Below are 26,683 nucleotides of genomic sequence, written 5' to 3' on the forward strand. Positions count from 1 at the left end.
TATCTGTGCTCAGACAGTGGCCTTGAGATTGAACATTACCGTCCCTGGGTGCGCCTCCAAGGGTTGGAAATCGAATTCCAGGGGCTCGCTCGAGTCGCGTGCCACCGTCAGGAAGCCCAGGCCGGCACCCTTGCTTCCTTCGGGCGTCTCGGCACGCAGCGACGCTCTGCATGCTTGCTTGATTTCTTCCAGAGTCATGCTGCGCAGTGACTGCAGGCGCTCACGCAGCCCTTCTGCGGCTGCAGCATCAATCGGATTTGCACATTGCAGCAGGTATTGCCCTTCCTTTTCGCAGATGCACACTGAGCCGTGACGCATTTCGTGATTGTCCTGATCGCTTGGGGTTAGCGAATCAGCCGAATAATGGATGATGTTTTGTGCCATCTCGACGAAAGACGAAAACAGTTTGCGGCGGGTCGAGCTGTTTACCCCGCTCATCTCCAGTTGCAGTCTGACGGCATCGGCCATGGCGGCTACGACGTTCTGCGAGAAGTAGCCAACGTAGTAGAAAATTACCCGTTGCTGGCATGCAAGTTCGAAGGAGGCGCTGAAATCTTTGGCGAGGTGGAGCGTGTTCATTGGGGTTCCTGTACCCGGAAGCAGAAAAAGGTAACATCGTCACGGCGATGGTTGTGGCCCTGCCAGTCGTTCAGTGCCTGCTGCATGGCGCGGTTGATTTCGTTGCACGGGCGATCGCGTTTGGACAGAATCAGGTCGCGAATGCGGCGCTTGCCGAAAGCGATCGACTTGGGGCCGCCAATCTGGTCGATCAGGCCATCGGTGGTGACGAAAACAAGGCTACCGGCATGCATCTGCACCGTCCGCTTCTGCCAAGTGAAATCCAGGCCGCTGTCGACGTAGCCGACACATTCTCGGTCGCCGTCCACCATCTCCACGCCATCGGCGCCCGGATGCAGCACGAACAGGCTGGTTTTTGCCCCGGCGAACAGCAATTGGCGGGTGCTGGCGTCGTACCAGAAGCATGCGGCATCCATGCCGTCATCGGATTCAGGCGTTTCGTCCTGTCCGTTGACCTGGCCAAGCATCTGCTTGATTCCCCGGTTGACACTGCACAGCAATAACGACGGGTCGGTCGGTCCATGTTGATCAATGGCCTGGCCCAGGCAACTGGAGGCAATCAAGGTCATGAATGCGCCGGGAACGCCGTGGCCAGTGCAATCGGCCACCGTGCCGAACCAGCCATCGTGTCGTGCAACGAAGTAATAGAAGTCGCCCCCAACGACATCGCGCGGTTCCCACACCAGATCAGCATCGTTCAGCGTGTGCTGCATGGTGTCACGGGAGGTGCGCAGCATGGAGCGCTGAATCACACTCGCGTATTCGATGCTGTGCATGATCTGGCGATTGCGGGCAGCCTGCATGTCGGCCACCACTCGCATTAATTGCAAGCCGTGACCGATGCCTGTAAAACGACCGTTATCGGTGATGATGAAGCCGTCACCCAAGGCCTTTTCTCCATAATTCACTGCCCTGAAGGTCAGCGTCTCGATGTCCATGTCGGCTTCAACCACCAGGGGTTCCTTGTCCATGAAGGCGATCGAGCTCTTGCGGCTGTATACCTCTTTGTGGAAGGGCTTGTTCATCTGCGTCAGGAAAATCCCGCGGTTGATCAGGCCGATTGGCTTGCCATTGTCAGTCACCGGTAGACTGGTCAGATCGCGGTATTTGGAGAAAATCTCCATGACCCGTTCGTTACTGTCTTCAGCGGTCACAGACGGCGTCGGGACGCAAAGATCCGCAGCGCTTGGCTGCTGGAAACGTGGACGGTAATCGGGCAGGCGGTGGGTCGGTATGTCCAAGGTCGGCGTTCCGTGGGCTTAGCGTTGCTGGAATTCGCCGCAGTCTACGCAGTTAATATGTCCAACCAGTGACAAGCAGGGCCTAGTCGTCCTGCACAATAAAAAAACCCGCCGCAGCGGGTTTTTGTCGGAGCGAGGCTGCTCAGTCCTTCTTCAGCGGGCAGGTATTCAACCCGATCAGCGGATACAGCGGGCACCAGCCCATCAGACCGGTGGCCAGGGGGACGATGCCGATCCACGCCCAGACCGGGCCGCCGGTGAGTGCCCAGGCGATCAGGGCGATGCCGGCCACGATGCGCAGGATTTTGTCGATGCCGCCAACATTGCTTTTCATGATGTGTTCTCCAGTGATTGAATGACGACGCCAATGTAAGCGCGGCGCGCCGTTCAGTATGTAACCTGGGTCACACAGCGGCAAGTTTGTTCAGGCCGTCGCGGTCGGTCACGGTCAGGTGCTCGCGACCGAGCGATACCAGGCCCTGCGCGGCGAAGCCCTTGAGCAGTCGGCTGACGATCTCGCGCACGCTGCCCAGTTCGTCGGCCAGTTGCTGGTGGGTGACGTTCAGGGTGTCGCTCTGGCGGGCCAGGATCAGCTTGGCCAGGCGCTGGTCGAGACGAGCGAAGGCGACTTCCTCGACCAGTTGCATCAGTTCGCCGATGCGTTCGGCGAATAGGTGGAAGACGAAATCGCGGAAAGGTGCGTGGTCGACCAGCAGCCGGGCGAATTCGCCGACCGGCAGAAGCAGCAGCGACAACGGTGTTTCGGCGATGCCGCGGGCGTTATAGTCGCTGCGGCCGAGCAGGCAGGATGAGGAAATGATGCACGAGCCGCCGGGGACGACCCGGTAGAGCATCAGTTCGCGGCCGCTGGCGGCCTGCTTGACGACCTTGATGCTGCCTGCCAGCAGTAGTGGAAACCCCGCGCAGGGCTGGTTTTCGGAGAACACCGTGGTGCCGGCTGGCAGATTCGCGGTCGGCGCCTGCAGCAGTTGTGCGATGCGCGCTTCGGGCAGGCCGGCAAGTGCCGGGTAGAGCGTCAGCAATTGCTCGCGATCAAGCAGGATCGGCATCGTTTCAGCTCAGCGTTGCCCACACCGGGGCATGGTCGGACGGTCGTTCGCGCTTGCGCGGGCCGCGGTCGACGCCGGCTGCGGTGCACCGCTCGGCGAGCGGGCCGGAGAGCAGGATGTGATCGATGCGCAGGCCGAGGTTCTTCTGGAAGCCGAGCATGCGGTAATCCCACCACGAGAAGGTCTTTTCCGGCTGCTCGAACAGGCGGAAGCTGTCGGACAGGCCGAGTGCCAGCAGGCGGCGGAAGGCGGCGCGTTCCGGCGCGGAGACCAGGATGCAGTCCTGCCAGCGCTTGGGGTCGTGTACATCGCGGTCGTCGGGGGCGATGTTGTAATCGCCGCACAGCGCCAGTTGCGGGTACTGCCGCAGTTCACCGTCCAGCCATTCGGCCAGCGCATCGAGCCAGCGCAACTTGTATTCGTATTTGTCGCAGCCGACTTCCTGGCCGTTGGGCATGTAGGCGCAGACGACGCGAATGCCATCGACGGTGCCGGAGATCAGGCGTTTCTGCTCATCCGGAAACAGCGGATTGCCGCAGACGACATCGGCGATCGGCGAGCGTGCCAGCAGGGCGACGCCGTTGTAGGTCTTCTGCCCGGAGAAGGCGACGTGGTAACCGGCAGCCTCGATTTCGGCGCACGGGAAGTTGTGGTCCTCGAGCTTCAGCTCCTGCAGGCAGACGACGTCGGGCGTGGCTTCGGCCAGCCAGTCGAGCAGATGCGGCAGGCGGACCTTCAGCGAATTGACGTTCCAGGCAGCGATCTTCAAGGCTTGCCTCCTGCGGCTTTCGGGTAGCCGGCGAGGTCGAGCAGGTTGTCGTAGGCGGTACGCGAAAAACCGCGATGGAATTCGCGGCCGACCTTCATCGTCGGCACGAAGACGTCGCCGATCAGCCGCTTCAATTCGTCGAATTCTTCCGGCGTCTTCACCATCTTTTCGCTGTAGGGAATGTTGCGGGTCTTGAGCAGTTCGCGCGCCTGCTGGCATTCCGCCACGCACTCGGCGGCGGTGTACAACAGCACCGGGTGCTTTTCGGCGGCCAGGCGGGTGGCGAAGGGCAGGCCGTCATCGGGCTGGGCCTTGCCGCCGGCCTTGGCGACATTGCGTGCCTGGCCGGGCGGCGGTGTGTCGGAGACGATGGTGCGGCCGTTGGCATCGGTCCACCGGTAGGTCTGGGCCTGTGCCAGACCGCAGCACAGCGCCAGGCAGAGGACGAGCAGTCGTTGCATGGTTTTCTCCCTGAGCGAACTTAGGCGGCAATCATACCGCTATGGCGCAACAGTGCGTCGGGGCTGGGCTCGCGGCCGCGGAAAGCCTTGAAGTTGTCGAGCGCTGGCCGTTCGCCGCCGCGCGACAGGATTTCCTCGAGGAAACGCTTGCCGACCACCGGGTCGAACGGGTCGCCCGCCTCCTCGAAGGCCGCGTAGCAGTCGGCCGACAGCACTTCCGCCCACTTGTAGCTGTAGTAGCCGGCCGCGTAGCCGCCGCCGAAGATGTGCGAGAAGCTGTTCGGGAAACGGTGCCACTCGGGCGGAATGAGCACGGCGACTTCGCGGCGGACTTCGTCGATGACATCCATCACCGTCTTGTCGCCCTTGGGGTCGAATTCGTAATGCAGGCGCATGTCGAAGATCGAGAATTCGATCTGGCGCACGGTCATCATGCCGCTCTGGAAATTCTTCGCTGCCAGCATCTTGTCGTAGAGCGCGCGCGGCAGCGGTTCGCCGGTTTCCACATGGGCGGTCATGCCCTGCAGCACGTCCCATTCCCAGCAGTAGTTTTCCATGAACTGCGACGGTAGCTCGACGGCATCCCACTCGACGCCGTGGATGCCGGAAACGCCCAGCTCCTCGCCGCGCGCCAGCAGGTGATGCAGGCCGTGGCCGGTTTCGTGGAACAGGGTGATGACTTCGTCGTGCGTGAAGGTCGCGGGTTTACCGCCAACCGGGCGGGCGAAGTTGCAGTTGAGGTAGGCGATCGGCTTCTGGATGCCGCCGCCCGCCCGCTTGCGCGAGCGCGCCTCGTCCATCCAGGCGCCGCCGCGCTTGGTTTCGCGGGCGTAGAGGTCCAGGTAGAACTGGCCGACCAGGTCGCCGGCCGGCGTCTCGATGCGGTAGAAGCGCACGTCCTCGTGCCACACCGGCGCCTTGTCTTCCTTGACCTTGACCGTGAACAGACTTTCGATGACCTGGAACAGGCCGGCGATCACCTTGGGTTCGGTGAAGTACTGCTTCACTTCCTGTTCGGAGAAGGCGTAGCGCGCCTGCATCAGCTTTTCGGAAGCGTAGGCGGCGTCCCAGGGCTGGAAGTCGGCCAGGCCCAACTCGTCGCGGGCGAAGGCCTTCAGTTCGGCGATGTCCTTCTCGGCGAAGGGCTTGGCTTTCTTCGCCATGTCGCGCAGGAAGTCGAGCACCTGCGCCGGCGTATCGGCCATCTTGGTATACAGCGAGACCTCGGCGAAGTTGTTGAAGCCGAGCATGGCCGCGTCCTCGGCCTTAAGTTCGAGGATGCGCTTGATCAGCGGGCCGTTGTCCCATTCCGGCTTCGAGTAGCCGTTGTCGATCTCGGCGGCGCGGGTGGCGTAGGCGCGGTACATGCGCGCGCGCAGCTCGCGGTTTTCGGCGTATTGCATCAGCGGGCCGTAGGACGGCGCGTGCAGGGTGAATTTCCAGCCCTCGACACCGGCTTTCTCGGCGGCTTCGCGGGCGGCATCCCTGGCGTAGTCGGGCAGGCCGGCGAGCAGGGCTTCATCGGTGACGATCTCGGCGAAGGCATTGGTCGCGTCGAGCAGGTTTTCCGAGAATTTGGCGGAAAGCTGCGACAACTCTTCCATGATCGCCTGGAAGCGCGGTTTCTGGTCTTCCGGCAGTTCGGCGCCGCCGAGACGGAAATCGCGGATCTCGTTATCGACGATCTTCTTGCGCTCGGCGGAGAGCGTGGCGTATTCCGGGCTCTGCTTGAGTGCCCGGTACTTGTCGAACAGCTTCAGGTTCTGGCCGAGTTCGGTGTAGAAGCGCGAGACTTCCGGCAGCATCTCGTTGTACGCCTCGCGCCAGGCCGGCACGTCGTTGACCGAATGCAGGTGGCCGACGACACCCCAGGCGCGGCCGAAACCTTCCAGGCCTTCGCTCAGGGCCCCGGCGAAGTCGGCCCAGGTGGCGGGTGTGCCGTCGGCGGTCAGGCGTTCGACCAGGGCGCGGCCGTCGGCCAGCAATTGCGTGATCGCCGGTTTGACGTGTTCCGGCTGGATCAGGTCGAAACGGGGCAGGTCGGTGAAATCGAGCAGGGGATTGGTGGTCGTCATGATGGTCCGGGGGCAAGAAAAAGGGGCGGTCGTGGCCGCCCCGGGTTATTGGCGTCAGCGTCCTATTCTACTAGCTCGCGGTAAGCGTGCCACGACGCATGACCGAGCATCGGCATCAATACGATCAGGCCGAACAGCAGCGTGGCGAAGCCGGTCAGTGTCAGGATCACGATCAACACCGCCCACAGTGCCAGCGGGCCGGGGTTGGCGGCGACCGCGCGCAGGCTGGTGGTCATGGCGGTGACCGGATCGCAGTTCCGGTCCATGATCATCGGTACCGAGACGACGGCCAGCGAAAAGACGAAGGCGGCGAGCAGGGCACCGACGATAGCCCAGGTGGCGACAAAGGCCAGGTGTTCGCCGCCGATCAGGATTTCACTGAGTAGCGCGCTGCCGGCAAAGGCGCCGCCGCCGCTGAGCAGGGCGAAGGCAATCGCCGTGAAGCGTTCCCACAGTAGCGCGGTCAACGCCAGCAGCAGGCCGAACAGCGCCAGCGACTGGCCGTTGCGCCGGAAGGCGCGCAGCGATTCGATGAACAGCGGTTTCTCGCCCTGTTCGCGGGCCCGGCTGAGTTCGTACAGGCCGCCGGCGAGTAGCGGGGCGACCAGGAAGAAACCGGAAATGGCGAAAGTCAGCAGGTGTGGATGGCTGACCAGCGAGAGCAGGATCAGGTCGCCGCCGAGCGCGAACAGCAGGCCGTAGGCCAGCGAGGGCAGGGGGTTGTGCCGGATGTCCTGCCAGGCGGCCTCCAGCCAGCGGCTGGGGGCACGGGCATCAATGCGGCGGATGGCGACAGCGCTGTCGCCAGGGGTGGAAAAGACGGTGTGCATGGCTGGACTCCTCGGTCGAATCAGACACACCTGTCGGACTGCGGCGGCCGGGAACGGTTCCCGGCGCTTTGTTACAGTGTTTTACCGGTCAGCTTTTCGTAGGCCTCAATGTACTTGGCGCTGGTCCGGGCGACGACTTCGGCCGGCAGCTTCGGCCCGGGAGCAACCTTGCCCCAGTCCAGCGTTTCCAGGTAATCGCGGACGTACTGCTTGTCGTAGGACGGCGGGTTGCTGCCTTCGGCGTACTGGTCGGCCGGCCAGAAACGCGACGAATCCGGGGTCAGCGCTTCGTCGATCAGGTGCAGCGTGCCGGCGGCGTCGATGCCGAACTCGAACTTTGTGTCGGCAATGATGATGCCGCGCGTCGCCGCGTAGTCGGACGCTTCCTGGTACAGGCGGATGGCCGCGTCGCGCGCTTCGGCGCAGAGCTGGGCGCCGGTCTTGCCGGTACCCTTGAGCATGTCGTTGAGCGTCGCGTCGCAGTTGGCGGCAGCTTGATCGAAGGACACGTTTTCGTCGTGATCGCCGACTTCCGCCTTGGTTGCCGGCGTGAAGATCGGCTGCGGCAGCTTCTGCGCCATCTTCAGGCCGGCCGGCAGCGCGATGCCGCAGATGGCGCCGGTCTGCTGGTAATCCTTCCAGCCGGAGCCGATCACGTAGCCACGGACCACGGCTTCGATCGGCAGCGGCTTCAGGCGCTTGACGACGACGGCACGGCCACGCACCTGATCGCGTTCGTTCTCAGCCACCACCGATTCCGGATCGACGCCGGTGAGCTGGTTGGGAACGATGTGACCGAGCTTGTCGAACCAGAAATTGGCGACGGCCTGCAGGACTTCGCCCTTCTTCGGAATCGGGTCCGGCAGGATGACGTCGAAGGCCGACAGGCGGTCGGTGGTGACGATCAGCAGCTTGTCGGCGTCGACCGCGTAGATGTCGCGGACCTTGCCCTTGGACAGGAGCGGCAGGCTGGTGATGGAAGATTCGAAAAGCGGAGCGGTCACGGTCGTGGTCCCGAAAGATCAAAGGGCGAATTATAAGGGAGGGGCGCGGCCAAGGCACCGGGCAGCGATTGATGCATAATCTTCCCATGAGCACACACCACCCTCACGCGCTCCTTGGCGCCGATCTCCGTTCCGTCATCTACGCCCTGTCCGATGCCCTCGATCTGGTCGGTATCGACGATCTGGCGCACGGCAAGCGCGTCGGCATCATGGCCGCCGAGTGTTTGCGTAGCCAGGGGGTGAGCGATGAGGAAACGCGTTTCATCTTCGACCTTGGCCTGCTGCACGATATCGGTGTCTCGTCTACGGTTACCCATGGTCATCTGGTCAAGGAATTCGACTGGGAGAGCTCGCAGAAGCATTGTCTGACCGGCTACGAACTGCTGCGTGATTTCGCGCCGCTGGCCGACATGGCGCAGCCCGTTCGTCTGCACCACACGCACTGGGCCGACCTGGTCCAGCGCGACCACGACCGGCAGGTGCTCCTGCAGGCCAACTTGATCTACCTCGTCGACCGGGTCGATGCGCTGTCCGCGCCGCATTACGCTGACGGCAGCCTGTTGATGCATACCGAGCGTATCCGGGGTGAAATCAGTGCGCGCTCGGGCAGTTTTTTCGCGCCTGAACTGGTCGATCTGTTCCTTGAAGCGTCGCGCTCGGAATCCTTCTGGCTGAACCTGGAGCCGCGCAGCATCCAGACCTACCTCAACGACATGCGCACGCGCGGGCGCCGCCATGTGATGAACATCGGTGAGCTGAAACAACTGGCGACCATCTTCTCGCGCATCGTCGACGCCAAGAGCCCGTTCACCGCCGAACATTCGCTCGGTGTCGCCCGGCTTGCCCGCTGGCTGGGCGAACGTTGCGACCTGCCGGCGGCGCGTTGCGAGCAGCTGGAAATTGCCGGTCTGCTGCACGATATCGGCAAGTTGCGGGTGCCGGATGAAATCCTCGACAAGCCGGCCAAGCTCGACGAGCGCGAGCGCAAGGTGATGAATGCGCACAGTTTCGAGACCTACCAGATCCTCAAGCCGATTCCCGGCTTTGACGAGATCGCGCTGTGGGCAGCGTATCACCATGAATCACCGGGCGGCGACGGTTACCCCTTCCGGGTGAGCGCCGAGCGCCTGTGCCTGGAAGCCAGGATACTGCGCGTCGCCGACATCTTTCAGGCGATGGCGCAGGATCGTCCGTATCGCACCGGCCTGCCGGCGGAAAAAGTTGCGGCATTCATGCAGGAACTGGTGGACCAGGGACGGGTCGATGCGGATTTGGTGGCCTTGACCCTGGCCGACCTGCCGGCCGCGATGGCAGCAGCCAGACCGGCGGGCTGAGTCGACTCAGTGGCCGCCGGTTTCCTCGGCGGCGAGCTTGCGGCGCATGCGCCGCGTGCCCCAGGCGACCAGGCCGGCAATCACCGGGATCGAGATCGCGGTGACGATGTCCGGGTTGAGGTGGTGCAGGTCCTTGCTGCCCTTGGTCAGGTATTGCACCAGTTGCGAGCCGTAGTAGGTAAGCACGACCACTGACAGGCCTTCGACCGTTTCCTGCAGGCGTAGCTGCAGCTTGGCGCGGCTGTTCATCTGGGTCAGCAGCTCCTGGTTCTGGCGCTCGAGTTCGATGTCCACGCGGGTGCGCAGCAACTGGCTGTTGCGGGCGACGCGCGCTGACAGTTCTTCCTGGCGGCGGCTGATCGCCTCGCAGGTCTTCATCGCCGGCAGCAGGCGGCGCTGCATGAATTCGTAGAGCGTCGGCAGGCCGGGGATGCGCGTCTCGCGCAGTTCCTCGATGCGTTGCGCGACCAGCCCGTGGTAGGCGCGCGAGGCGCCGAAGCGGAAGGTGGTGCGGGCGACCGAGTTCTCGACGTCGGCAGCCAGCGCCGACAGTGCGGCGAGAACGCTGCGCTCGTCCTCCGGATTCTTGGCCTCGCCGATGCGTTCCATCAGCTCGGCCAGCTTCTTCTCGCCGGTGTACAGCCAGGCGCCGACTTCCTTGGCCACCGGCAGGCCGAGCAGCGCCATCATCCGGTAGGTCTCGATCTCGACCAAGCGTTGCACGGTGCGGCCGGCCTGGCGCTGGGTCATGCCGTCGTTGAGGACGAGGAAGCGCGAAAAGCCGTTGTCGATCTTGAAATCGGTGAACACCCAGGCCGCGTCGTCGGCGACGCGGGCGCCACCGAGCGCCCGGCCGCTCGGCGAGAGTCCGGCGAGGACCGATTCCGGGCTGATTTCGGCGGTCGACCGCAGTTCGACATGGGTTGCCACCATCAGCTTGCCGGGAATGCCGCTCAGCCATTCCGGATGTACCGCGTCAAAAGCGGTGACGTCGGGGTGCAGCGTCTCGCCCGGGGTCAGTTCGCGATAGAAGGTGTAGGTTGAGAACTCGGTGTGCAACTCCCAGCGCATGCGGAAGGCGCCGGTTTCGATCATCAGGTGCGAGTCAGAGCTGTCGATCGAGTTGCAGACGTGGCCCTGGCACAGCTTCGACAGGTTGGCCCGTTCCGCCTCGGCGGTCGTCGCCGCGTGCTTGAAGACCAGGTGCGAGACGAGTACGGCGCCGCTCAGCGCGGTCGATGGACGAGCGTGGAACTCGTTGTTCAGGCGCTGGCGGAGCGGGTGTTCTTCCAGTTCGGCGAGTATCAGGCGCGGGTGCATGACCGTCTCGGGGCAAGGGTTTGGTGCGGTGCAGCAGATTGTAGCACCGGGTTTTGCCGCCGTGCCCGCTTCCCCGAGAAAAGACAAAGGCATGCAAAAGCGCGCCGCTGGCGCCAACGGGCTTTAGAATACCGGCCGAATCCACGGAGAGTTTCGATGGCCATCATCCGCACCCTGTTTTTCTTCGTCGGCCTGTTGCCGGCTTTCGCGCTGGCGCAGGGGCTGGCTTTGCCCGCCGGGGCCGAGACGCCGCGTCTCAGCGTGGTCGCCGACCCGGGCGCGGATTACCGGATGGCCTTGCGATATTTTGCCGGCGAGGGCGTTGCGCCCGACAATGCGCGCGGACTCGAATACCTGCGCAAGGCGGCCGAGGCCGGCCATGCCGAGGCGCAGTTCAACCTGGGCAACTACCTCAACATGTTCCAGGCCGATTACGCCGGCGCTGCCCACTGGTGGCGACTGGCCGGTCGCCAGGATCATCCGGCGGCCCTGTTCAACCTCGCCGAACTGCTGGCCGCCGAACTGGTTCCGGCGCAGGCCGGTGAAAGTGCGGCAGCTTACTACCAACGGGCGACCGCGTTGGGGTTTGTCGCCGACGCGCCGGCGCCGGTTGCCGAGCTCAAGGTGCCGCCGGCAGAACCGACAAGGGCAGTAGTCAGCGCGCCTCCGCCTATCGTCGAAGCACCGGTGACCCCACTGCCCGAACCCGAACGGATCTCGGCCCAGTCGGTGCCATCGGCCGGCGATCCGGCCACCGCCGCCTGGTTGGCAGCACCCGTCGACGCGGCAACGATCCAGGTTTTTGCCTCGATCAGCCAGGCCGAAACGCGGGCTGTCGCTCGGCGTCATCCCTGGCAGCGTGAGCTGGCCTTGCTGAGCTTCGAACGCGACGGTCAGCGCTGGTACGCGCTGCTTTACGGGCGCTTTGCCGATGTCGCTGCGGCCCGCCGGGCGATGCCGGAATTGCCGGCGGCCCTGCGCGCCGGCAAACCCTGGTCGCGCCGGCTCGGCGACGTTCGTGCGCAAACGCAGATGACGCTGCAGGCGCTGCCGGGAAAGCGCTGAGATGAGCAGCGACCTGATCGCTGATCGCCTGCAAGAGGACGCCGCAGCCCGCCGGCGCGCGCTCGAGCTTGCTTCCTTCATCGTCGAAGCGCCGGCCGGCGCCGGCAAGACCGAGTTGCTGACCCAGCGCACGCTGCGCCTGCTGGCCATCGTCGATGCGCCGGAAGAGGTGCTGGCGCTGACCTTCACCAACAAGGCGGCGACCGAGATGCGCGACCGCATCCTCGGCAGCCTCGAAGCGGCCACCCGCGACGCCGGCGAACTGGCGCCGCACAAGCTCGAAACACGCAAGTGGGCGCTCGCTGTCCTGGCCCGCGACCGCGAGCTGGGCTGGAACCTGCTCGCGCATCCCGGTCGGCTGCGCGTCACCACGCTCGACGCGCTGTGCGCCGGGCTGGCCCGGCAGATGCCTTTCCTCTCCCGCTTCGGCGCTCAGCCGGCGGTTACCGACGATGCCGAGGCGCACTACGCGACGGCGGCGCGGCGGACGCTGGCCATGGTCGAGGCCGACACGCCCGACGCCGCCGTCGTCGCCGCAGCGCTGGCCTTCATGGACAACGACGCCGGTCGTCTCGAACGCCTGCTGGTGAGCATGCTCGGCCGGCGTGACCAGTGGCTGCAGCACGCCGCCCGCGTCGACGGCGGCGTCCTGCGCGACGAGGTCGAAGCTGGTTTCGCCGCGCTGGTCGAGCGCGAGCTGGCGCGCGCCGCCGCCTTGCTCGACGCCGCCTGGCAGGCGCGGCTGGCGCCGCTGGCCCGCTTCGCCGCCGCCAACGCGCCGGAAGTGCTGGCGCCGCTGCTCGACTGGCAGCAGCCTTTATGCCCGCACAGTGCCGACCTCGCCGCCTGGCGCGCGCTGGCCGGCCTGCTGCTGACCGCCGACGGCGGTTTCCGCAAGGCGTTGAACAAGAACGTCGGTTTCCCGGCCGGCAAGGAATTCGCCGAGCAGAAAACGGCGATGGCCGGCCTGCTCGCCGAACTGGCCGACGTGCCCGGGCTGGAAGCCGCGCTCGCTGGTATCGGCGGGCTGCCGGCACCGGTGCTGAGCGACGCCGAGTGGTCGACCGTCGAAGACTTCTCGCGCCTGCTCCGGCTCGCCGCCGGCCAGTTGTGGCTGGCCTTCCAGGAAGCCGGCGAAGTCGATTTCATCGAGATTGCCGCCCGCGCCGGGCTGGCGCTTGGCGACGACGAGGCGCCGACCGACCTCGCCCAGGCGCTCGACTACCGCATCCGTCACCTGCTGGTCGACGAGTTCCAGGACACCAGCCCCGGCCAGGTCGCCCTGATCGCCCGGCTGATGCGCGGCTGGACGCCGGACGACGGACGCACGCTGTTCGTCGTCGGCGACCCGATGCAGTCGATCTACCGTTTCCGCAAGGCCGACGTCGGGCTCTTCCTCAACGTCCGCGCCCGCGGCATCGGCGACCTGCGCCTCGAACACCTGCGCCTGTACCGCAACAACCGCTCCCACCCGGCCATCGTCGATTGGGTCAATGGCGCCTTCCCGGCGATTTTTCCGCCGGCCGACGACCCGGCCGCCGGCGCCGTCTGCTACGCCGAATCGACGGCGACCAAGACGGCGGTTGCCGACAGCGGCGTCGTCCTGCACCCGGTGTTCGAGCGCGGCGACGGCGCTGCCGCCGAGGCGGCGCTGACGCTCGAACTGATCCGCGCCGCCCGGGCGGCCGACCCGCAGGGCCGCATCGCCGTGCTGGTGCGCGCCCGCCGCCACCTCGACGGCCTGGTCGAGGCGATCCGCCGTCAGTCGCCGGAACTGCGCTTCCAGGCGGTCGAGATTGAAGGCCTGGCCGAGCGCCAGCACATCCAGGACCTGCTCAGCCTCTACCGTGCGCTCAGCCACCGCGCCGACCGCGTGCACTGGCTGGCGATCCTGCGCGCGCCGTGGTGTGGGCTGACCCTGGCCGACCTGCACGCGCTCGCCGGCAACGACCGACAGCGCACCGTCTGGCAATTGATCAACGACGAGGCGCGGCTGGCCGCGCTCAGCGCCGACGGTCGCCAACGCCTGCAGCATCTGCGCGAGGTCGTCGGCCTGGCGTTGGCCGAGCGTGACCGCCAGCCGCCGCGGCGCTGGCTCGAAGGCGTCTGGCTGATGCTCGGCGGCCCGCGCTGCCTGGAAGCGCCGGCGGCGCTGGCCGATGTGGAGGCCTTCTTCGCCCTGGTCGAACAGCTTGCCGCCGCCCACCGCCTTGACCCCGAGACGCTCGCCGCGCGTGTCGGCGAACTCTACGCGCCGGCCGACCCGCTCGGCGACGCGGTGCAGATGATGACCATCCACAAGGCCAAGGGGCTGGAGTTCGAAACGGTGATCGTGCCCGGCCTGCATCGCGACACCGGCAACAACGACAGCCCGCTGCTGCTCTGGGACGAAGTGCTCGGCGCCGACGGCCGCGAGCGCCTGCTGGTCGCGCCGCTGCGCGCGCGCGGCGAACGCGCCGACGAGCCGACCGTCTACGACACCCTGCGCCGCCTGGAAAACGCCCGCGCCGCGCACGAAACCGAGCGCCTGCTCTACGTCGCCGCCACCCGGGCGATCCGCCGCCTGCATCTGGTTGGCGTCGCCGAACTCAGCGACAAGAGCGACGACGGCCTGCGTCAGCCGCCGTCCGGCAGCTTCTTGCGCCTGCTCTGGCCGGTCGTCGGCCAGGCCGTTTTCGCCGCAGCGCTGGCCGGCGATGCGCCGGCCGACATCGTCCCGGCCGAGGATGGCTCGACCTTCGTTCCGCCGCTGTTGCGCCTGGCCGAGCCGGCGATACCGGCCGAACTGGCGCGACCCCCGTCACGCCCGGCTGCCAACCGCATCGACACGGCCGACGCCGCAACCGCCGCCACGCCGGAAGCAGCAGTCGGCACGCTGGTGCATCGCTGCCTCGAACTGATCGTCCGCCAAGGCCTCGCCGCCTGGCCCCCCGAGCGTTTGCCCGGATTGGTCGACGGCTGGCAGCGCTGGCTAAGCGCCCAGGGCCTGGACGCCAGCCAGGCCAAAGCCGGCGCCGACGAAGCGCTGAGCGCGCTGCAAACGACGCTGACCTCCGCCACCGGCCGCTGGCTGCTCGCCGACCATCCCGGCGGCGCCGCCGAACAGGCATGGACCAGCCGCGATGGCGAACTGACCGTCAAGCACGTGATCGACCGCGTATTCATCGCTGACGGCGTGCGCTGGATCGTCGACTACAAGACCGTGCGCGCCGCGCCGGAAGAACTCGCTGACCGTGCCGAAAGCTTCCGCCCGCAGCTCGAACGTTACGCCGCGCTGTTCGCCGACGAGCCGCAGCCGCTCAAGCTGGCGGTGTGGTTCGTGCTGCAGGGGCGGTTGGTGGTGCTGTCTCCCACCGCTTAGGCGCGCCGCATCTCCTGACATATACTTTCCCCAGCAGCAGATTGCCAATCTGCGTGATTCACAAGGAGTCTGACTTTGGGTTACTTTCCCGGTGTGCTTGGCCTAGTGGCCGTGATTGGCTTGATCGTCTTCTTCTGGCGGCAATTTGGACCGACGTCGGGTCACGCCGTCGGCAACCGGGTGGCGGCGCATTTCGGCATCTCGCGCAGTGTCTTTTACGCGCTGCTGGAAAATGGCGTCCGGGACGTTTCGTCCCGCGATCTGCTGTTGTCGCTGGATCGCTCCGGCTTGAGCCTGGAAGAGATTGGCGTTCGACTGGCGCCGTCGCTGAGCCGGGGAATCGAGCGGTTGGAAAAACGCTTCGGCCCGCAGGACATCTACGCCGACGCAAAAGTCGTCGTGGCCCGGCTGCTTGCCGCTGCCGAGCCAGGCGACGACGCGGCGTCAGGTGAGGGTTAAGGCCACAGCACACAGGCCCAGACTGTCGCTGCATTGACCAGCGACAGCAGCACCGCAGCGCTGCCCATGTCCTTGGCGCGCTTGGCGAGTTCGTGCTTTTCCGGCGAGGCCTTGTCGACCACGGCTTCGAGGCCGGAGTTGAGGATTTCGACGATCAGGATGAGCAGGACGCTGCCGATCATCAGCGCCCGGTCGACGCCGGTTTCGCCGAGAAAAATGGCGAGCGGGATGGCGACGATGGCGAGCAGGACTTCCTCGCGGAAGGCGGCTTCGTTCTTCCAGGCGGCGGTCAGGCCGTCGCGCGAGTAGCCCAGCGCGTTGAACAGGCGGACGAGGCCCTGCTTGCCTTTGAATTCCTTGTATTCGCTCACTTTTTCTTTTCCAGCAGGGGTTTTAGGAAGCGCCCGGTATGGCTGGCCTTGCACTTCGCGACCTGTTCCGGCGTGCCGGCGACCAGGATGCGACCGCCGCCGCCGCCGCCTTCGGGGCCGAGGTCGACGATCCAGTCGGCGGTCTTGATCACGTCGAGGTTGTGTTCGATGACGACGATGGTGTTGCCGTGGTCGGCCAGGCGGTGCAGCACTTTCAACAACAGTTCGATGTCGGCGAAATGCAGGCCGGTGGTCGGTTCATCGAGGATGTACAGCGTCCGCCCGGTGTCGCGCTTCGAGAGTTCGAGCGCCAGTTTCACCCGCTGCGCTTCGCCGCCGGACAGCGTGGTCGCCGCCTGGCCGAGGGTGATGTAGGAGAGGCCGACATCGACCAGCGTTTGCAGCTTGCGGGCGACGACCGGCACCGGGTCGAAGAATTCGCGCGCCTGCTCGACGGTCATGCCGAGGATGTCGTGGATGTTCTTGCCCTTGTACTGGATTTCCAGCGTCTCGCGGTTGTAGCGCTTGCCGTGGCAGACGTCACAGGGGACGTAGATGTCGGGCAGGAAGTGCATCTCGACCTTGATCATGCCGTCGCCCTGGCAGGCTTCGCAGCGGCCACCCTTGACGTTGAAGCTGAAGCGGCCGGGGCCGTAGCCGCGGGCGCGCGACTCCGGTACTTGCGAGAACAGTTCGCGGATCGGCGTCAGCAGGCCGGTGTAGGTGGCCGGGTTGGAGCGCGGCGTGCGGCCGATCGGCGACTGGTCGACGTTGATCACCTTGTCGAACAGGTCGAGACCGAGGATTTCCTTGTGCGGTGCGGGTTCGGTGGTCGAGCCGTAGAGGTGCCTGGCAGCAGCGGCGTAGAGCGTGTCGTTGATCAGCGTCGATTTGCCCGAGCCGGAGACGCCGGTGACGCAGGTAAACAGCCCGCCGGGAATCTCCAGCGTGACGTCGCGCAGGTTGTGGCCGTAGGCGCCGACCACCTGCAGTTGCTTGTCCGGGTTTGGTGGCCGGCGTTTCTGCGGCACGGCGATTTCGCGCACGCCGGACAGGTAGGCGCCGGTCAGCGAGGCGGGGTTGGCGGCGACCTGGGCCGGTGTGCCTTCGGCGACCACCGAGCCGCCGTGCACGCCGGCGCCGGGGCCGATGTCGATGACGTAGTCGGCAGTGCGGATGGCGTCCTCGTCGTGCTCGACGACGAGCACGGTGTTGCCCATGTCGCGCAGGTTGCGCAGCGTCTGCAGCAGGCGGTCGTTGTCGCGCTGGTGCAGGCCGATCGACGGCTCGTCGAGCACGTACATGACGCCGGTCAGGCCGGAACCGATCTGCGAGGCCAGGCGGATGCGCTGCGCTTCGCCGCCGGACAGGGTTTCGGCCGAGCGTTCGAGGCACAGGTAGTCGAGGCCGACGTCGATCAGGAAAGTCAGCCGGGCAGTGATTTCCTTGAGGATCTTGTCGGCGATCTGCGCTTTATGGCCGGGCAGCTGCAGGCAGTTGAAGTAATTGCGCGCCTCGCCCAGCGGCAGGCGGCTGATCTCGTGCAGCGTCTTGTCGCCGACGCGCACGTGGCGGGCCTCGACGCGCAGGCGGGTGCCGTTGCAGGTCGGGCAGGTTGAGTTGCTGATGTACTTCGACAACTCCTCGCGCACGGCGTTGGAGTCGCTCGCCCGGTAACGCCGTTCGAGGTTGGGGATGATGCCCTCGAAGCTGTGGCTGCGATCGAAGCGCGTGCCCTTTTCGTTGGCGTAACGGAAGTTGATCGCGGTACTGCCGGAACCGTAGAGGATGATCTGGCGGACGTCGTCGGAAAGTTGCTCGAACGGCGTGTCGACCGTGAAATCGTAGTGCTCGGCCAGCGATTCGATGATCTGGAAGTAGAACTGGTTCTTCTTGTCCCAGCCGCGAATCGCGCCGGCGGCCAGCGACAGGTGCGGCGCCGTGACCACGCGCTTGGGGTCGAAGAACTGGATGACACCGAGACCGTCGCACTTCGGGCAGGCGCCCATCGGGTTGTTGAACGAGAACAGGCGCGGTTCCAGTTCCTGCAGCGCGTATGAGCAGACCGGGCAAGCGAACTTGGCCGAGAACAGGTGTTCCTGGCCGGAATCCATCTCCAGCGCGATGGCCCGGCCTTCGGCGTGGCGCAGCGCGGTCTCGAAGGATTCGGCCAGGCGCTGGCGCATGTCGTCGCGCACCTTCAGGCGGTCGACGACGACATCGACGTTGTGCTTCTGCGACTTGGCCAGCTTGGGCACGGCGTCGAGTTCGTACACGGTGCCGTCGACGCGGACGCGGGCAAAGCCCTGGGCGCGCAGTTCGGCGAACAGGTCGAGCTGCTCGCCCTTGCGGTTGGCAACGACCGGCGCCAGGATCATCAACTTGGTCTCGGCCGTTAGCGCCAGCACGTGATCGACCATCTGCGACACCGTCTGCGCTTCCAGCGGCTTGTCGTGGTCCGGGCAGTAGGGCGTGCCGGCGCGCGCGTAGAGCAGGCGCAGATAGTCGTGGATTTCGGTGACCGTGCCGACGGTCGAGCGCGGGTTGTGGCTGGTCGCCTTCTGCTCGATGGAGATCGCCGGGCTCAAGCCTTCGATCAGGTCGACGTCGGGCTTTTCCATCAACTGCAGGAACTGCCGGGCGTAGGCCGACAGCGATTCGACATAGCGCCGCTGGCCTTCGGCGTAAAGCGTGTCGAAAGCCAGCGAGGACTTGCCGGAACCGGACAGGCCGGTGATCACGATCAGTTGATCGCGCGGCAGGTCGAGGTTGATGTTCTTGAGATTGTGGGTGCGGGCGCCGCGGATGCGCAGGGTTTCCATCGCCGTCTTTTTTGCGTGGGTTGGGGAGCGCCAACTATACGCAAAAGCGGCGTGTTTTGCACGGAAGGCTGTATGGATGTACAGCCTTCCGTTGGGCTCAGCGCTGGCGTGGGGTGAACACTTCCTGCTCGATCAGCCAGCGACCGTCGATCCGACGCAGTTGCAACTGCTTGATTCCCTGGTCGCTCAGCGCCTGCGAGCGATAGCGCTGGTCGAAGGTCAGCCAGGCACGGTCGGCGCCCTCGCGGCGGATTTCCGGCTGGCCGAGTTCGAGTTCGATCTGGCCGGCGCGGCCGATGATGCGCTGGCGGGCGCTGCGCCACTGCGCCGGGCTGACCATGTTGCCTTTGAAATCGGGGTGGTAGTACGCCAGGTAGGCGGCGACATCGCGGCCGGCCCAGGCATCGCGCCAGCCGGTGAGGAAAAGCGCCAGGCTGTTGTCGGGCGGTGGCGCCGGCTCTGCGACCGGCGCGGGGGCTGGGGCGGCGGGCGTCGCTTCCACTGGTGACGGGGCGACGGAAGGTGCCGGCGCTGCCGGTGCGCTTGCTTCCTCGACCATCGGCGGCGGTTCCGGGGCATCGAAAATCGCCGACATCGTGTGGCTGCAGCCGGCGGTGCCCAGACTCAGGGCGACCAGGCCGGCGGCCATGCCCTGACGGAAGGCGTCGTTGTTGTCTGCCATATGCACTCCTTGTTCAAAACGGGGAAATGACGAAACGATAGGCGCAACTATAACCCGGCTGCCGCTCGGGGTGGCTTCGGCAAACCTGCTAATATTGCCGCTTCGCTGCGATGCAACAACACCTATAACGATGTCTTCCCCTTCCGATCGCATGAGTCCGCAGGAACGCCGTGTCGGCGCCTCGCTGGCTTCCATCTTCGCCTTGCGCATGCTCGGCCTGTTCCTCATCCTGCCGGTGTTTTCCGTGCACGCGGCGACCATGCCCGGCGGCGAAAACCTGATGCTGGTCGGTCTGGCGCTCGGCGCCTACGGCCTGACCCAGGCGGTATTCCAGATTCCCTTCGGCATGGCCTCGGATCGCGTCGGGCGCAAGCCGGTGATCATCGCCGGTCTGCTGATATTCGCCCTGGGCAGCTTCATTGCCGCCTGGGCGCCGGACATGCACTGGATGATCGCCGGCCGCGTGCTGCAGGGCATGGGCGCGATCTCGGCGGCGGTGACGGCGCTGGCCGCCGATCTGACGCGCGAGGAACACCGGACCAAGGTGATGGCGATGATCGGTTCGTCGATCGGCCTGGTCTTCGCGCTGTCACTGGTCGGCGCGCCGCTGCTCTACGGCTGGGTCGGCATGGGCGGGTTGTTCACGCTGACCGGCGTGCTGGCGCTGGCCGCCATCGTCCTGCTGCTCAAGGCCGTGCCGGCGGTCGCGAAACCGGTCGGCCAGCAGAAGCTGCCGCTGCGCACCGTGCTGACCAATCCGGACCTGCTCAAGCTCAATCTCGGCATCGGCACGCTGCACATGATCCAGATGGCCATGTTCGTCGTCCTGCCGCACGCGCTGCTCAGCCGGGGCGGCCTGGCGGCGCCGGAACACTGGAAGGTTTACCTGCCGGCCGTGCTGGCCTCGTTCGCGATCATGGTGCCGGCGATCATCGCCGCCGAAAAGAAGGACAAGATGCGGCCGATCTTCCTCGCCGCCATTGCCCTGACCGCCTGCGTCCAGCTCGGCCTGTTCCTGTTCAGCGCCAGCTTGTGGACGCTGGGCCTGTGGCTGCTGCTGTTCTTCGTCGCCTTCAACATCCTCGAAGCCACGCTGCCGTCGCTGGTCTCGCGTACCGCGCCGCCGGCCGCCAAAGGCGCGGCGCTGGGCGTGTACAACACCACCCAGGCGATCGGCCTGTTCATCGGCGGAGCAGCCGGGGGCACCATTGCGCAGCATTTCGGTGATAATGCGGTGTTTTCCGCCTGCACCGTCCTCGCCCTGATCTGGCTGGTCGTTGCCGGTACGATGAATTTTCCGCAGCGGCGCCCGGCGCCGGCGGGACAAACTGCTTAGGAGACAGGAACATGGCCTCGGTCAACAAGGTGATTCTCGTCGGCAATCTCGGTGCCGATCCCGAAACCCGCTACACGGCCAGCGGCGACGCCGTCTGCAACATCCGCCTGGCGACGACGGAAAGCTGGAAGGACAAGAACAGCGGCGAGAAGCGCGAAATCACTGAATGGCATCGCGTGGTCTTCTACCGCAAGCTCGCCGAAATCGCCGGTCAGTACCTGCGCAAGGGCTCGCAGGTGTATCTGGAAGGCCGCATCAAGACCCGCAAGTGGCAGGACAAGGACGGCCAGGACCGTTACACCACCGAAATCGAATGTACCGAAATGCAGATGCTGGGCTCGCGCCAGGGCATGGGCGCGCCGGCTTCGCAGGGCGGTGGCGGCGGTTACGACGAGCCGACCGATTATTCCCCGGCGCCGCCGAAGAACAAGCCGAAACCCTCCTTCGACGATCTGGGTGACGACATCCCGTTCTGAGCCCCAGTAACGAGGCCTCTCCATGAGCAAAGCCATCACCTTCAAGGTTCTCGAAGACATCGCCAAGGATTTGTCTGGCGACGAGATCACCTTCCCGACCTTCCTCGACATCACCTTCCAGGTGCGTACCGCACTGAAGGATCCGAACCTGAACGTCGACCAGCTGGCCAAGCTGGTCGGTGCCGAGCCGCTGATGAGTACCAAGATCATCCGCATGGCCAATTCGGTGGCGCTCAATCCGTCCGGACGCGAGATCGCCGACGTCAAGAACGGCATCATCCGGGTCGGCATGGAGGCGGTGCGTACGGTGTCGTTTGCCGTGGCCATGGAGCAGTTGCTCAAGTCCAAGCAGATGCAGCCGTTCGAGGAAATCTCGAAGCGCCTGTGGGAACACACCGCGCATGTGGCCGCGCTGTCCCGGGTGCTGGCTCGCAAGATGGCCAAGATCAACGGCGACGAGGCGATGTTCACCGGCCTGGTGCACGACATCGGTGTCTTCTACCTGATGTCGCGCGCCGCCGGCTTCCCGGAACTGATCGCCGACAAGGCCGAACTGCACGCCCTGCTGGTCGGCTGGCACGACAACATCGGCCATGCCCTGCTGTCGGCGCTAGGCTCGCCGGAGTCGGTACTGCTGGCCGTGCAGGAGCACGAAAACGATCGCGAGATCAAGGACATCCGGACCTTGTCCGACGTCCTCTACGTGGCCAACAAGATCGCCAACCGGACATCCTGCTGGCGCGATCCGGCCTACGACGCGCCGGTCGACACCTCGATGCTCGATACCCTGTTCGATGCCGAGACGCTGGCTTCCATCGTCGAGGAATCCGAAGAGGAAGTCGCTTCGCTGAAGAAGGCGTTGGGCGCATAAGTCTGCAGCCGGTCGCCGTTGGGAAACTGTTCAAGCCTACGCGCAATGGCTGGGCGTCCTAGGTGGTTTCCGTAATTGGCTGGTAACTCTTGGCGTGGATAATCACCGGGTCATTTTTCCCGTCATCGGGATAGCTCGCCGCAATCGCGGTGAGTTGCCCGAGAAAACTCCATGCGTGCCTTCGTCTTCCTCGTGCGGCTTGTCGCTGCACAATTCTTTCTGCTGTCAGGTGCTCAGGTTGCAGCCGCCAAGGATCTTCTGGTGGTCCAGGTTGCGCCGCTGAGCGGCCCACAGGGGGTCACCGGCCGCGCCATTGGCGCTGGCGCCCGGCTCTATTTCGATCACGTCAATGCCACTGGCGGTATCAACGGCGCCAAGCTGCGCTTTGTCAGCCGCGATGATGGCCAGAATCCCGAAACCACGGTTCGCCTGGTCCGCGAAAGTCTGGAGCGCGAGGCGCCGGTCGCCTTCATCGGCAGTGTCGGTACCAATAACGTTGAAGCCCTGGTACGTGACGGCGCGCTGGCACGTAGTGGCACGCCCCTGGTCGGTGCGGTGTCCGGCGCCAGCTCGGTGACCGGGAAACCGTCAATTTTCATCGTTAAGGCCGGTTATCGGGCCGAGATTTCACGTCTCTTCCAGCAGCTTGGCCAGGTCGGCCAGAAGCGTGTCGGTCTGGTTTTCCAGAAGGATGCACTGGGTGACGACGTGCTCGCTGGCGCCGAAGCCGAGGCGGGCAAGTGGGGCATCGAACTGGTTGCGCGTGCCGGTTACGAGCGCAATACGACCCAGGTCGAGGGCGCTGTCGAGTCGATGCTGAAGGCCAATCCGGCGTCGATTTTCCTCGGGGCGACGACGCTGGCGGCGGTCGAATTTGTGCGTCAGTACCGCGAGCGCGGTGGTATTGCGACGATCTACGGTCTTTCCATCATCGATTCGAAAGTCCTGCTCGACAAGCTCGGGCCAGAAGTTGCTCGCGGCTTTGCCTTCTCGCAGGTGGTGCCGCCGGAAAGCAAGTCGGTACTGCCGCTGGTGCGCGAGTATGCCAAGCTGAAGGGGCAGGGCAAGCACGCCGACCTCGGCGCCCGTTCGATGGAGGGCTTCATCGCCGCCAAGGTGCTGGTTGCTGCGTTGCGCAAGGGGGCCGCCAGCGGAGCCGAAGCCGGCAAGGCGGTGGCGGCGATCCGCAAGCTTGATCTCGGCGGTTACAGCCTCGATTTTTCGGCCAGCGACCGCACTGGCTCGACCTACGTCGACTTCGCCATGCTTGGCCGTGGCGGCCAGGTCGTTCAGTAAGACGCCGGCTACAGGCGGCGGATCTTCTCGAGCAGCGCCGTCGTCGATTTCTGATGGATGAACGGGATGGAATGCACCGTCCCGCCCCAGTCGCGCACTTCGTTGCAGCCAACGATCTTGTCCACCGGCCAGTCGCCGCCCTTGACCAGGATGTCGGGGCGACAGTCGAGGATGCGCTGCAAGGGCGTGTCCTCGTCGAACCAGGTGACCAGGCTGACACATTCGAGCGCCGCCATGACTGCCAGCCGGTCGGCCAGCGCATTCACCGGGCGGTCGTCGCCTTTGCCCAGTCGCTTGACCGAGGCGTCGGTATTGAGCGCCACCACCATGCTCGTTCCCAAGGCTGCGGCCTGCGCCAGGTAAGTGACGTGGCCGCGGTGCAGGATGTCGAAGCAGCCGTTGGTGAATACCAGCGGCCGGGCCAGCCCGGCGCAGCGCTGCGCCAGTTCATCGGGCGGGCAGATCTTGTTTTCGAAGGCGGGGGACGAGTAGTTCATGGCGGACAATGTTCGGCTGAGGCCGGCATTGTACCCCCGCTCAGCCGCCCGGCAGCGCAACCAGGCGGGCCGGTTCCTGTTCCGGGCAGTGGCAGCCGATGCGCCGACAGAGTCGGTCGACGCCGATGATCGACAGCATGCCGTGACGGTCGCCGGCCCGGCGCATGCCTTCGACCACGCCGATGGTCAGGGTGTCTCCGGCGGCTGCCATGTGGCTGACCGGCTGGATTTCCTCGCGGGCCACTTCGGGAATTTCGCCCAGTTCGTCGACCAGCAGGCCGAGGCAGCTCTTGCCATGGGTACGGACCACGATGATCTGGCGCGCCCGCTCGGGGATGTCGGCGCCGGGTGTCAGCAGGCGTTCGAGGTGTAGCACCGAGATCAGGTTGCCGCGGTACATGCGGACGCCAGCGACCAGGTCGCTCTTGCCGCCGAAGACCGGTGTCAGTTCCTCGGTGTCGATGGCCTCGACCACATCGTTGGTCGGGATGCCGAGCCATTGCTTGCCGATGTAGAAAGTGGCGATTTCGAGCAGGTCGTTGCCGTTGCCGACGCGCCGTGTGCGGCCCTGGGTACTGTTGCGACTGCTCCGGGTGGGGGCGGCCTCACCGACAGCGACGCTGCCGAGCGGGAAAGCCGAAATGGCCAGGATGTCGTCCACCTGCCCGTCGCTGGTCTTGTACTCGCGGTAGCCGGCCGATTGGGCGGTGCCGACGGCGTAATACTGCGCGTCGATGTTGACGATGTCGGCGCAGCGGCCGCCCCGGCCGAGCTTGCGCTGCATCGGGGAGAGCGGGAACAGGCTGTTCGCCGGGTAACGCGGATCGGTGCAGGAAATCACGCGCCCATCCTCGCGGACGAAGGCCGAGAAGGCCCCGTCGACGATCTGGCCGCTGGCGTCGCGGGGCAGGGCATCGTGGAGCATCGCGGAAAACTGCGGGGCGCCGTCGAAAACGATGCCGATGCCGCCGACCACCTTGCTGTTGCCGGGATCGCGGATGGCAGCGGCGTAGATGTAGGTCGGCCGGTTGGCGTAAAGCGCGCTCGGCGCGAAATGCGAGAAGACGTAGGCGCGCGAGTTGTCGATGGCCAGGCAGCGGCCGACCCATTCCTCGTGCAGCCGGCTGCCGACCAGGGACTCGCTGTCGTCGGCCGAACTGGCAACCACCTGGCCCTGCGTGTTGAACAGGATGAGGTTGGTGTACACGGTGTACAAGCCATTGATGTAACGCAGTATCTCCGCGCATTGCGCACTCTGCGCCGGGCTCAGTGCGGGTTCGGACAGCATCTGGCGGAAGCTGGCGTTGAGCGCCCACCAGCGACAGTCGTTGGCGCGCTCGTAGAGATTGCGGTCCATCACGTCGATGGCAAACGCCGCCCGCGACACGCCGTTCTGCAGCAGCGCGGCAACCACCGTCTGGTGCAGGTTGCCGATCGATTGCTCGAAGATGGACTGGGTTTTGCGCCCGGTATTGGAAATTTCCCAGAGCAGGGTCTTGGCGAAAGCGGCATTGCCCTGGCTGGCGTCGACCTGGCGGACCGAACCGTTCCAGACCGAGCGGTTGAGGTCTTCCTGGATGCGCTCGGCGCGGGCCGGTATGGTCTGCAAGGCTTCGGAAAACAGGCTGGGGTGGCGGGTGACGTTGGCCAGCGTCTGGCTGTCAATGTGCTGCAGCAATTTGGTTTCATTGCGCTCGAAGGCGAACTCCAGCGGAATCAGCGCCAGGCCTAGCCAGCCCGGGCCGGGGTAGCCCTGGTAGGCGTGCGCCGGGCGGGCGAAGGCCAGGTATTCGCGGCCAGCCAGGCGGATGATTTCGCCTCCGGCGTCGAGCAGACGTTGTTCGAGGCGGGTGCCCGGCGGCAACTGGATCGGCGATGAACTGGCGACCACTTCGCCACTGGTGTCCACCGTCGCCAGCAGGCTCAGGTCGCCGTCGTCGAGCAGGTTGGCAAAAATACCCTGCATTTCGTCGGCGAGCCGGAAGGCAAGCGCCAGCACGCCGAGGCAGTTGCCGCCGTCGTCCTCGACCCGGTAGGCGTAGATTAGTTGCTTGCCGGCCGGCAGGAAATCGGTCTCGCCGAAATATTCGACATAACTGGCCGGTGTCGATCGTGCTTCGCTGATCAGCGGATGGCAGGAAGTTTCGCCCGGATGTTCGTGGAGCCGGGCGCGGATGCGGCCATCGGGGGCGAACAGGACAATGTCGGCATAGACCGAGTATTTCTCGACATATTCGCGAAAGCGCGCCTGCAGCAGGGCGGGGCTGGCGTCTTCGCCGAGCAGGAAATTGCGGATGTCGTCGTCGGCTGACAGGAAGCCGATGTCGGCGGTGCGCTCGAACAGGTTGCGGACCAGGATGTCGATGCTGGTCTGGGCCTTGGCCCGCAGTTCGGCCACCGATTTGCGCAGGGTCTCGCGGCCGAGGTGGTTGAGCAGGTCACCGGTCAATTGCTGGAAGGCTTCGCGGGTGCCGGCCATTTCGGTGGCGGCGCCGGTCAGCTGGCCGAGCAGGCCAAGCGTGTCCCAGGTCGCCTGCAGGCCACCGAGTACTTCGCGATAGTCCTCGACCCCCTGCATGTGACGCACGCAGCCACTTAGCGACGGGTCGATCTCGATTCCCTTGTAAAGCGCCATCCGGATTGCCTCCTCGTTTTTTGCGCCCGGGCTGGGCGCATTTTTTTACGGAAGCATGAATAAGCAAAGAATGTACCGATAATTCAATGCCTTGCCGGGTGCGGGATTCGGCGACTGTGGCAGTCTATT

23 protein-coding genes are annotated in these 26,683 nt (G+C 65.3%); 8 read left to right on the top strand and 15 right to left on the bottom strand.

The genetic code is table 11. The features are described 5' to 3' along the window. Positions 1–9 precede the first annotated feature (9 nt). From G471_RS0104515 to G471_RS0104555, 9 genes are all read right to left on the bottom strand, one after another. Positions 10–579 carry a SiaB family protein kinase gene (locus G471_RS0104515; RefSeq protein ID WP_028994275.1) on the bottom strand — a complete coding sequence of 190 codons (570 nt, stop codon included), beginning with the start codon at positions 577–579 and terminating at the stop codon, positions 10–12. After that, a complete protein-coding gene (locus G471_RS0104520) occupies positions 576–1,820 on the bottom strand; it encodes a SpoIIE family protein phosphatase (protein ID WP_028994276.1) in 1,245 nt (414 codons plus the stop codon). Before G471_RS0104520 ends, G471_RS0104515 begins: the two co-directional genes overlap by 4 nt. A gap of 142 nt (positions 1,821–1,962) precedes the next feature. Then, positions 1,963–2,154 (bottom strand): YgaP family membrane protein, encoded by a 192-nt coding sequence (locus G471_RS0104525; RefSeq protein ID WP_028994277.1) that lies wholly within the window; start codon positions 2,152–2,154, stop codon positions 1,963–1,965. 70 nt (positions 2,155–2,224) lie between these two features. Continuing rightward, positions 2,225–2,890 carry a Crp/Fnr family transcriptional regulator gene (locus tag G471_RS0104530; protein ID WP_043420884.1) on the bottom strand — a complete coding sequence of 222 codons (666 nt, stop codon included), beginning with the start codon at positions 2,888–2,890 and terminating at the stop codon, positions 2,225–2,227. A gap of 4 nt (positions 2,891–2,894) precedes the next feature. Next, positions 2,895–3,659, bottom strand: a complete 765-nt coding sequence (xth, locus tag G471_RS0104535) for an exodeoxyribonuclease III (RefSeq protein ID WP_028994279.1) — start codon at positions 3,657–3,659, stop codon at positions 2,895–2,897. Continuing rightward, positions 3,656–4,120 (bottom strand): glutaredoxin family protein, encoded by a 465-nt coding sequence (locus G471_RS16725; protein ID WP_051295289.1) that lies wholly within the window; start codon positions 4,118–4,120, stop codon positions 3,656–3,658. The genes xth and G471_RS16725 overlap by 4 nt, the downstream gene beginning before the upstream one ends. Positions 4,121–4,140: 20 nt before the next feature. Beyond that, a complete protein-coding gene (locus G471_RS0104545; protein ID WP_028994280.1) occupies positions 4,141–6,195 on the bottom strand; it encodes a M3 family metallopeptidase in 2,055 nt (684 codons plus the stop codon). A 62-nt stretch (positions 6,196–6,257) separates the two neighbouring features. Then, positions 6,258–7,025 carry a DUF2189 domain-containing protein gene (locus G471_RS0104550; protein WP_028994281.1) on the bottom strand — a complete coding sequence of 256 codons (768 nt, stop codon included), beginning with the start codon at positions 7,023–7,025 and terminating at the stop codon, positions 6,258–6,260. Between the two features lie 71 nt (positions 7,026–7,096). After that, positions 7,097–8,029, bottom strand: coding sequence for a phosphoribosylaminoimidazolesuccinocarboxamide synthase (locus tag G471_RS0104555; RefSeq protein WP_028994282.1), 933 nt, complete (start codon positions 8,027–8,029; stop codon positions 7,097–7,099). Between the two features lie 86 nt (positions 8,030–8,115). Here G471_RS0104555 and G471_RS0104560 point away from each other — a divergent pair, with 86 nt between their 5' ends. Next, positions 8,116–9,363: an HD-GYP domain-containing protein gene (locus G471_RS0104560; protein WP_211226385.1), complete on the top strand. Its 1,248-nt coding sequence runs from the start codon at positions 8,116–8,118 to the stop codon at positions 9,361–9,363. Positions 9,364–9,369: 6 nt separating this feature from the next. Here G471_RS0104560 and G471_RS0104565 read toward each other — a convergent pair whose 3' ends face one another. After that, on the bottom strand, positions 9,370–10,683 hold the full coding sequence (locus G471_RS0104565; protein WP_028994284.1) for a DUF3422 family protein: 1,314 nt from the start codon (positions 10,681–10,683) through the stop codon (positions 9,370–9,372). A 156-nt stretch (positions 10,684–10,839) separates the two neighbouring features. Here G471_RS0104565 and G471_RS0104570 point away from each other — a divergent pair, with 156 nt between their 5' ends. The 3 genes from G471_RS0104570 (at position 10,840) to G471_RS0104580 (ending at position 15,568) form a co-directional block, all read left to right on the top strand. Then, positions 10,840–11,748: an SPOR domain-containing protein gene (locus G471_RS0104570; protein WP_028994285.1), complete on the top strand. Its 909-nt coding sequence runs from the start codon at positions 10,840–10,842 to the stop codon at positions 11,746–11,748. A 1-nt stretch (position 11,749) separates the two neighbouring features. Next, positions 11,750–15,109, top strand: coding sequence for a UvrD-helicase domain-containing protein (locus G471_RS0104575; RefSeq protein ID WP_043420886.1), 3,360 nt, complete (start codon positions 11,750–11,752; stop codon positions 15,107–15,109). A gap of 75 nt (positions 15,110–15,184) precedes the next feature. Beyond that, positions 15,185–15,568, top strand: a complete 384-nt coding sequence (locus G471_RS0104580) for a hypothetical protein (protein WP_211226387.1) — start codon at positions 15,185–15,187, stop codon at positions 15,566–15,568. On the opposite strand, the gene G471_RS0104585 is transcribed toward G471_RS0104580, so the two are convergent. The 3 genes from G471_RS0104585 to G471_RS19360 all read right to left on the bottom strand — a co-directional run bounded on the left by G471_RS0104585 (position 15,565) and on the right by G471_RS19360 (position 19,443). Next, positions 15,565–15,939 carry a diacylglycerol kinase gene (locus G471_RS0104585; RefSeq protein ID WP_028994288.1) on the bottom strand — a complete coding sequence of 125 codons (375 nt, stop codon included), beginning with the start codon at positions 15,937–15,939 and terminating at the stop codon, positions 15,565–15,567. The two genes, G471_RS0104580 and G471_RS0104585, sit on opposite strands and share 4 nt — an antisense overlap. Beyond that, complete coding sequence (gene uvrA / locus G471_RS0104590) at positions 15,936–18,761, bottom strand: excinuclease ABC subunit UvrA (RefSeq protein ID WP_028994289.1); 2,826 nt, start codon at positions 18,759–18,761, stop codon at positions 15,936–15,938. Before uvrA ends, G471_RS0104585 begins: the two co-directional genes overlap by 4 nt. Positions 18,762–18,858: 97 nt before the next feature. Beyond that, positions 18,859–19,443: a L,D-transpeptidase Cds6 family protein gene (locus tag G471_RS19360; RefSeq protein ID WP_028994290.1), complete on the bottom strand. Its 585-nt coding sequence runs from the start codon at positions 19,441–19,443 to the stop codon at positions 18,859–18,861. A gap of 151 nt (positions 19,444–19,594) precedes the next feature. Between G471_RS19360 and G471_RS0104600 the strand changes: the two genes are divergently transcribed. The 4 genes from G471_RS0104600 (at position 19,595) to G471_RS0104615 (ending at position 23,422) form a co-directional block, all read left to right on the top strand. Next, the gene (locus tag G471_RS0104600; protein ID WP_028994291.1) at positions 19,595–20,779 is read left to right on the top strand and encodes an MFS transporter; all 1,185 of its coding nucleotides are present in this window, start codon (positions 19,595–19,597) and stop codon (positions 20,777–20,779) included. 11 nt (positions 20,780–20,790) lie between these two features. Continuing rightward, positions 20,791–21,255 carry a single-stranded DNA-binding protein gene (gene ssb, locus G471_RS0104605; RefSeq protein ID WP_028994292.1) on the top strand — a complete coding sequence of 155 codons (465 nt, stop codon included), beginning with the start codon at positions 20,791–20,793 and terminating at the stop codon, positions 21,253–21,255. Positions 21,256–21,277: 22 nt separating this feature from the next. Next, positions 21,278–22,126, top strand: a complete 849-nt coding sequence (locus tag G471_RS0104610) for an HDOD domain-containing protein (RefSeq protein WP_028994293.1) — start codon at positions 21,278–21,280, stop codon at positions 22,124–22,126. A 171-nt stretch (positions 22,127–22,297) separates the two neighbouring features. After that, a complete protein-coding gene (locus tag G471_RS0104615; RefSeq protein ID WP_051295290.1) occupies positions 22,298–23,422 on the top strand; it encodes an ABC transporter substrate-binding protein in 1,125 nt (374 codons plus the stop codon). A gap of 8 nt (positions 23,423–23,430) precedes the next feature. On the opposite strand, the gene rfaE2 is transcribed toward G471_RS0104615, so the two are convergent. Together rfaE2 and G471_RS0104625 are read right to left on the bottom strand one after the other, a co-directional pair. Next, entirely contained in the window at positions 23,431–23,919 is a 489-nt protein-coding gene (rfaE2, locus tag G471_RS0104620) for a D-glycero-beta-D-manno-heptose 1-phosphate adenylyltransferase (protein WP_028994295.1), read from the bottom strand. A 40-nt stretch (positions 23,920–23,959) separates the two neighbouring features. Further along, positions 23,960–26,554: a chemotaxis protein CheW gene (locus G471_RS0104625; protein WP_028994296.1), complete on the bottom strand. Its 2,595-nt coding sequence runs from the start codon at positions 26,552–26,554 to the stop codon at positions 23,960–23,962. Positions 26,555–26,683 lie beyond the last annotated feature (129 nt).

The sequence above is a fragment of the Azonexus hydrophilus DSM 23864 genome, from assembly GCF_000429605.1.
Taxonomy (GTDB): domain Bacteria; phylum Pseudomonadota; class Gammaproteobacteria; order Burkholderiales; family Rhodocyclaceae; genus Azonexus; species Azonexus hydrophilus.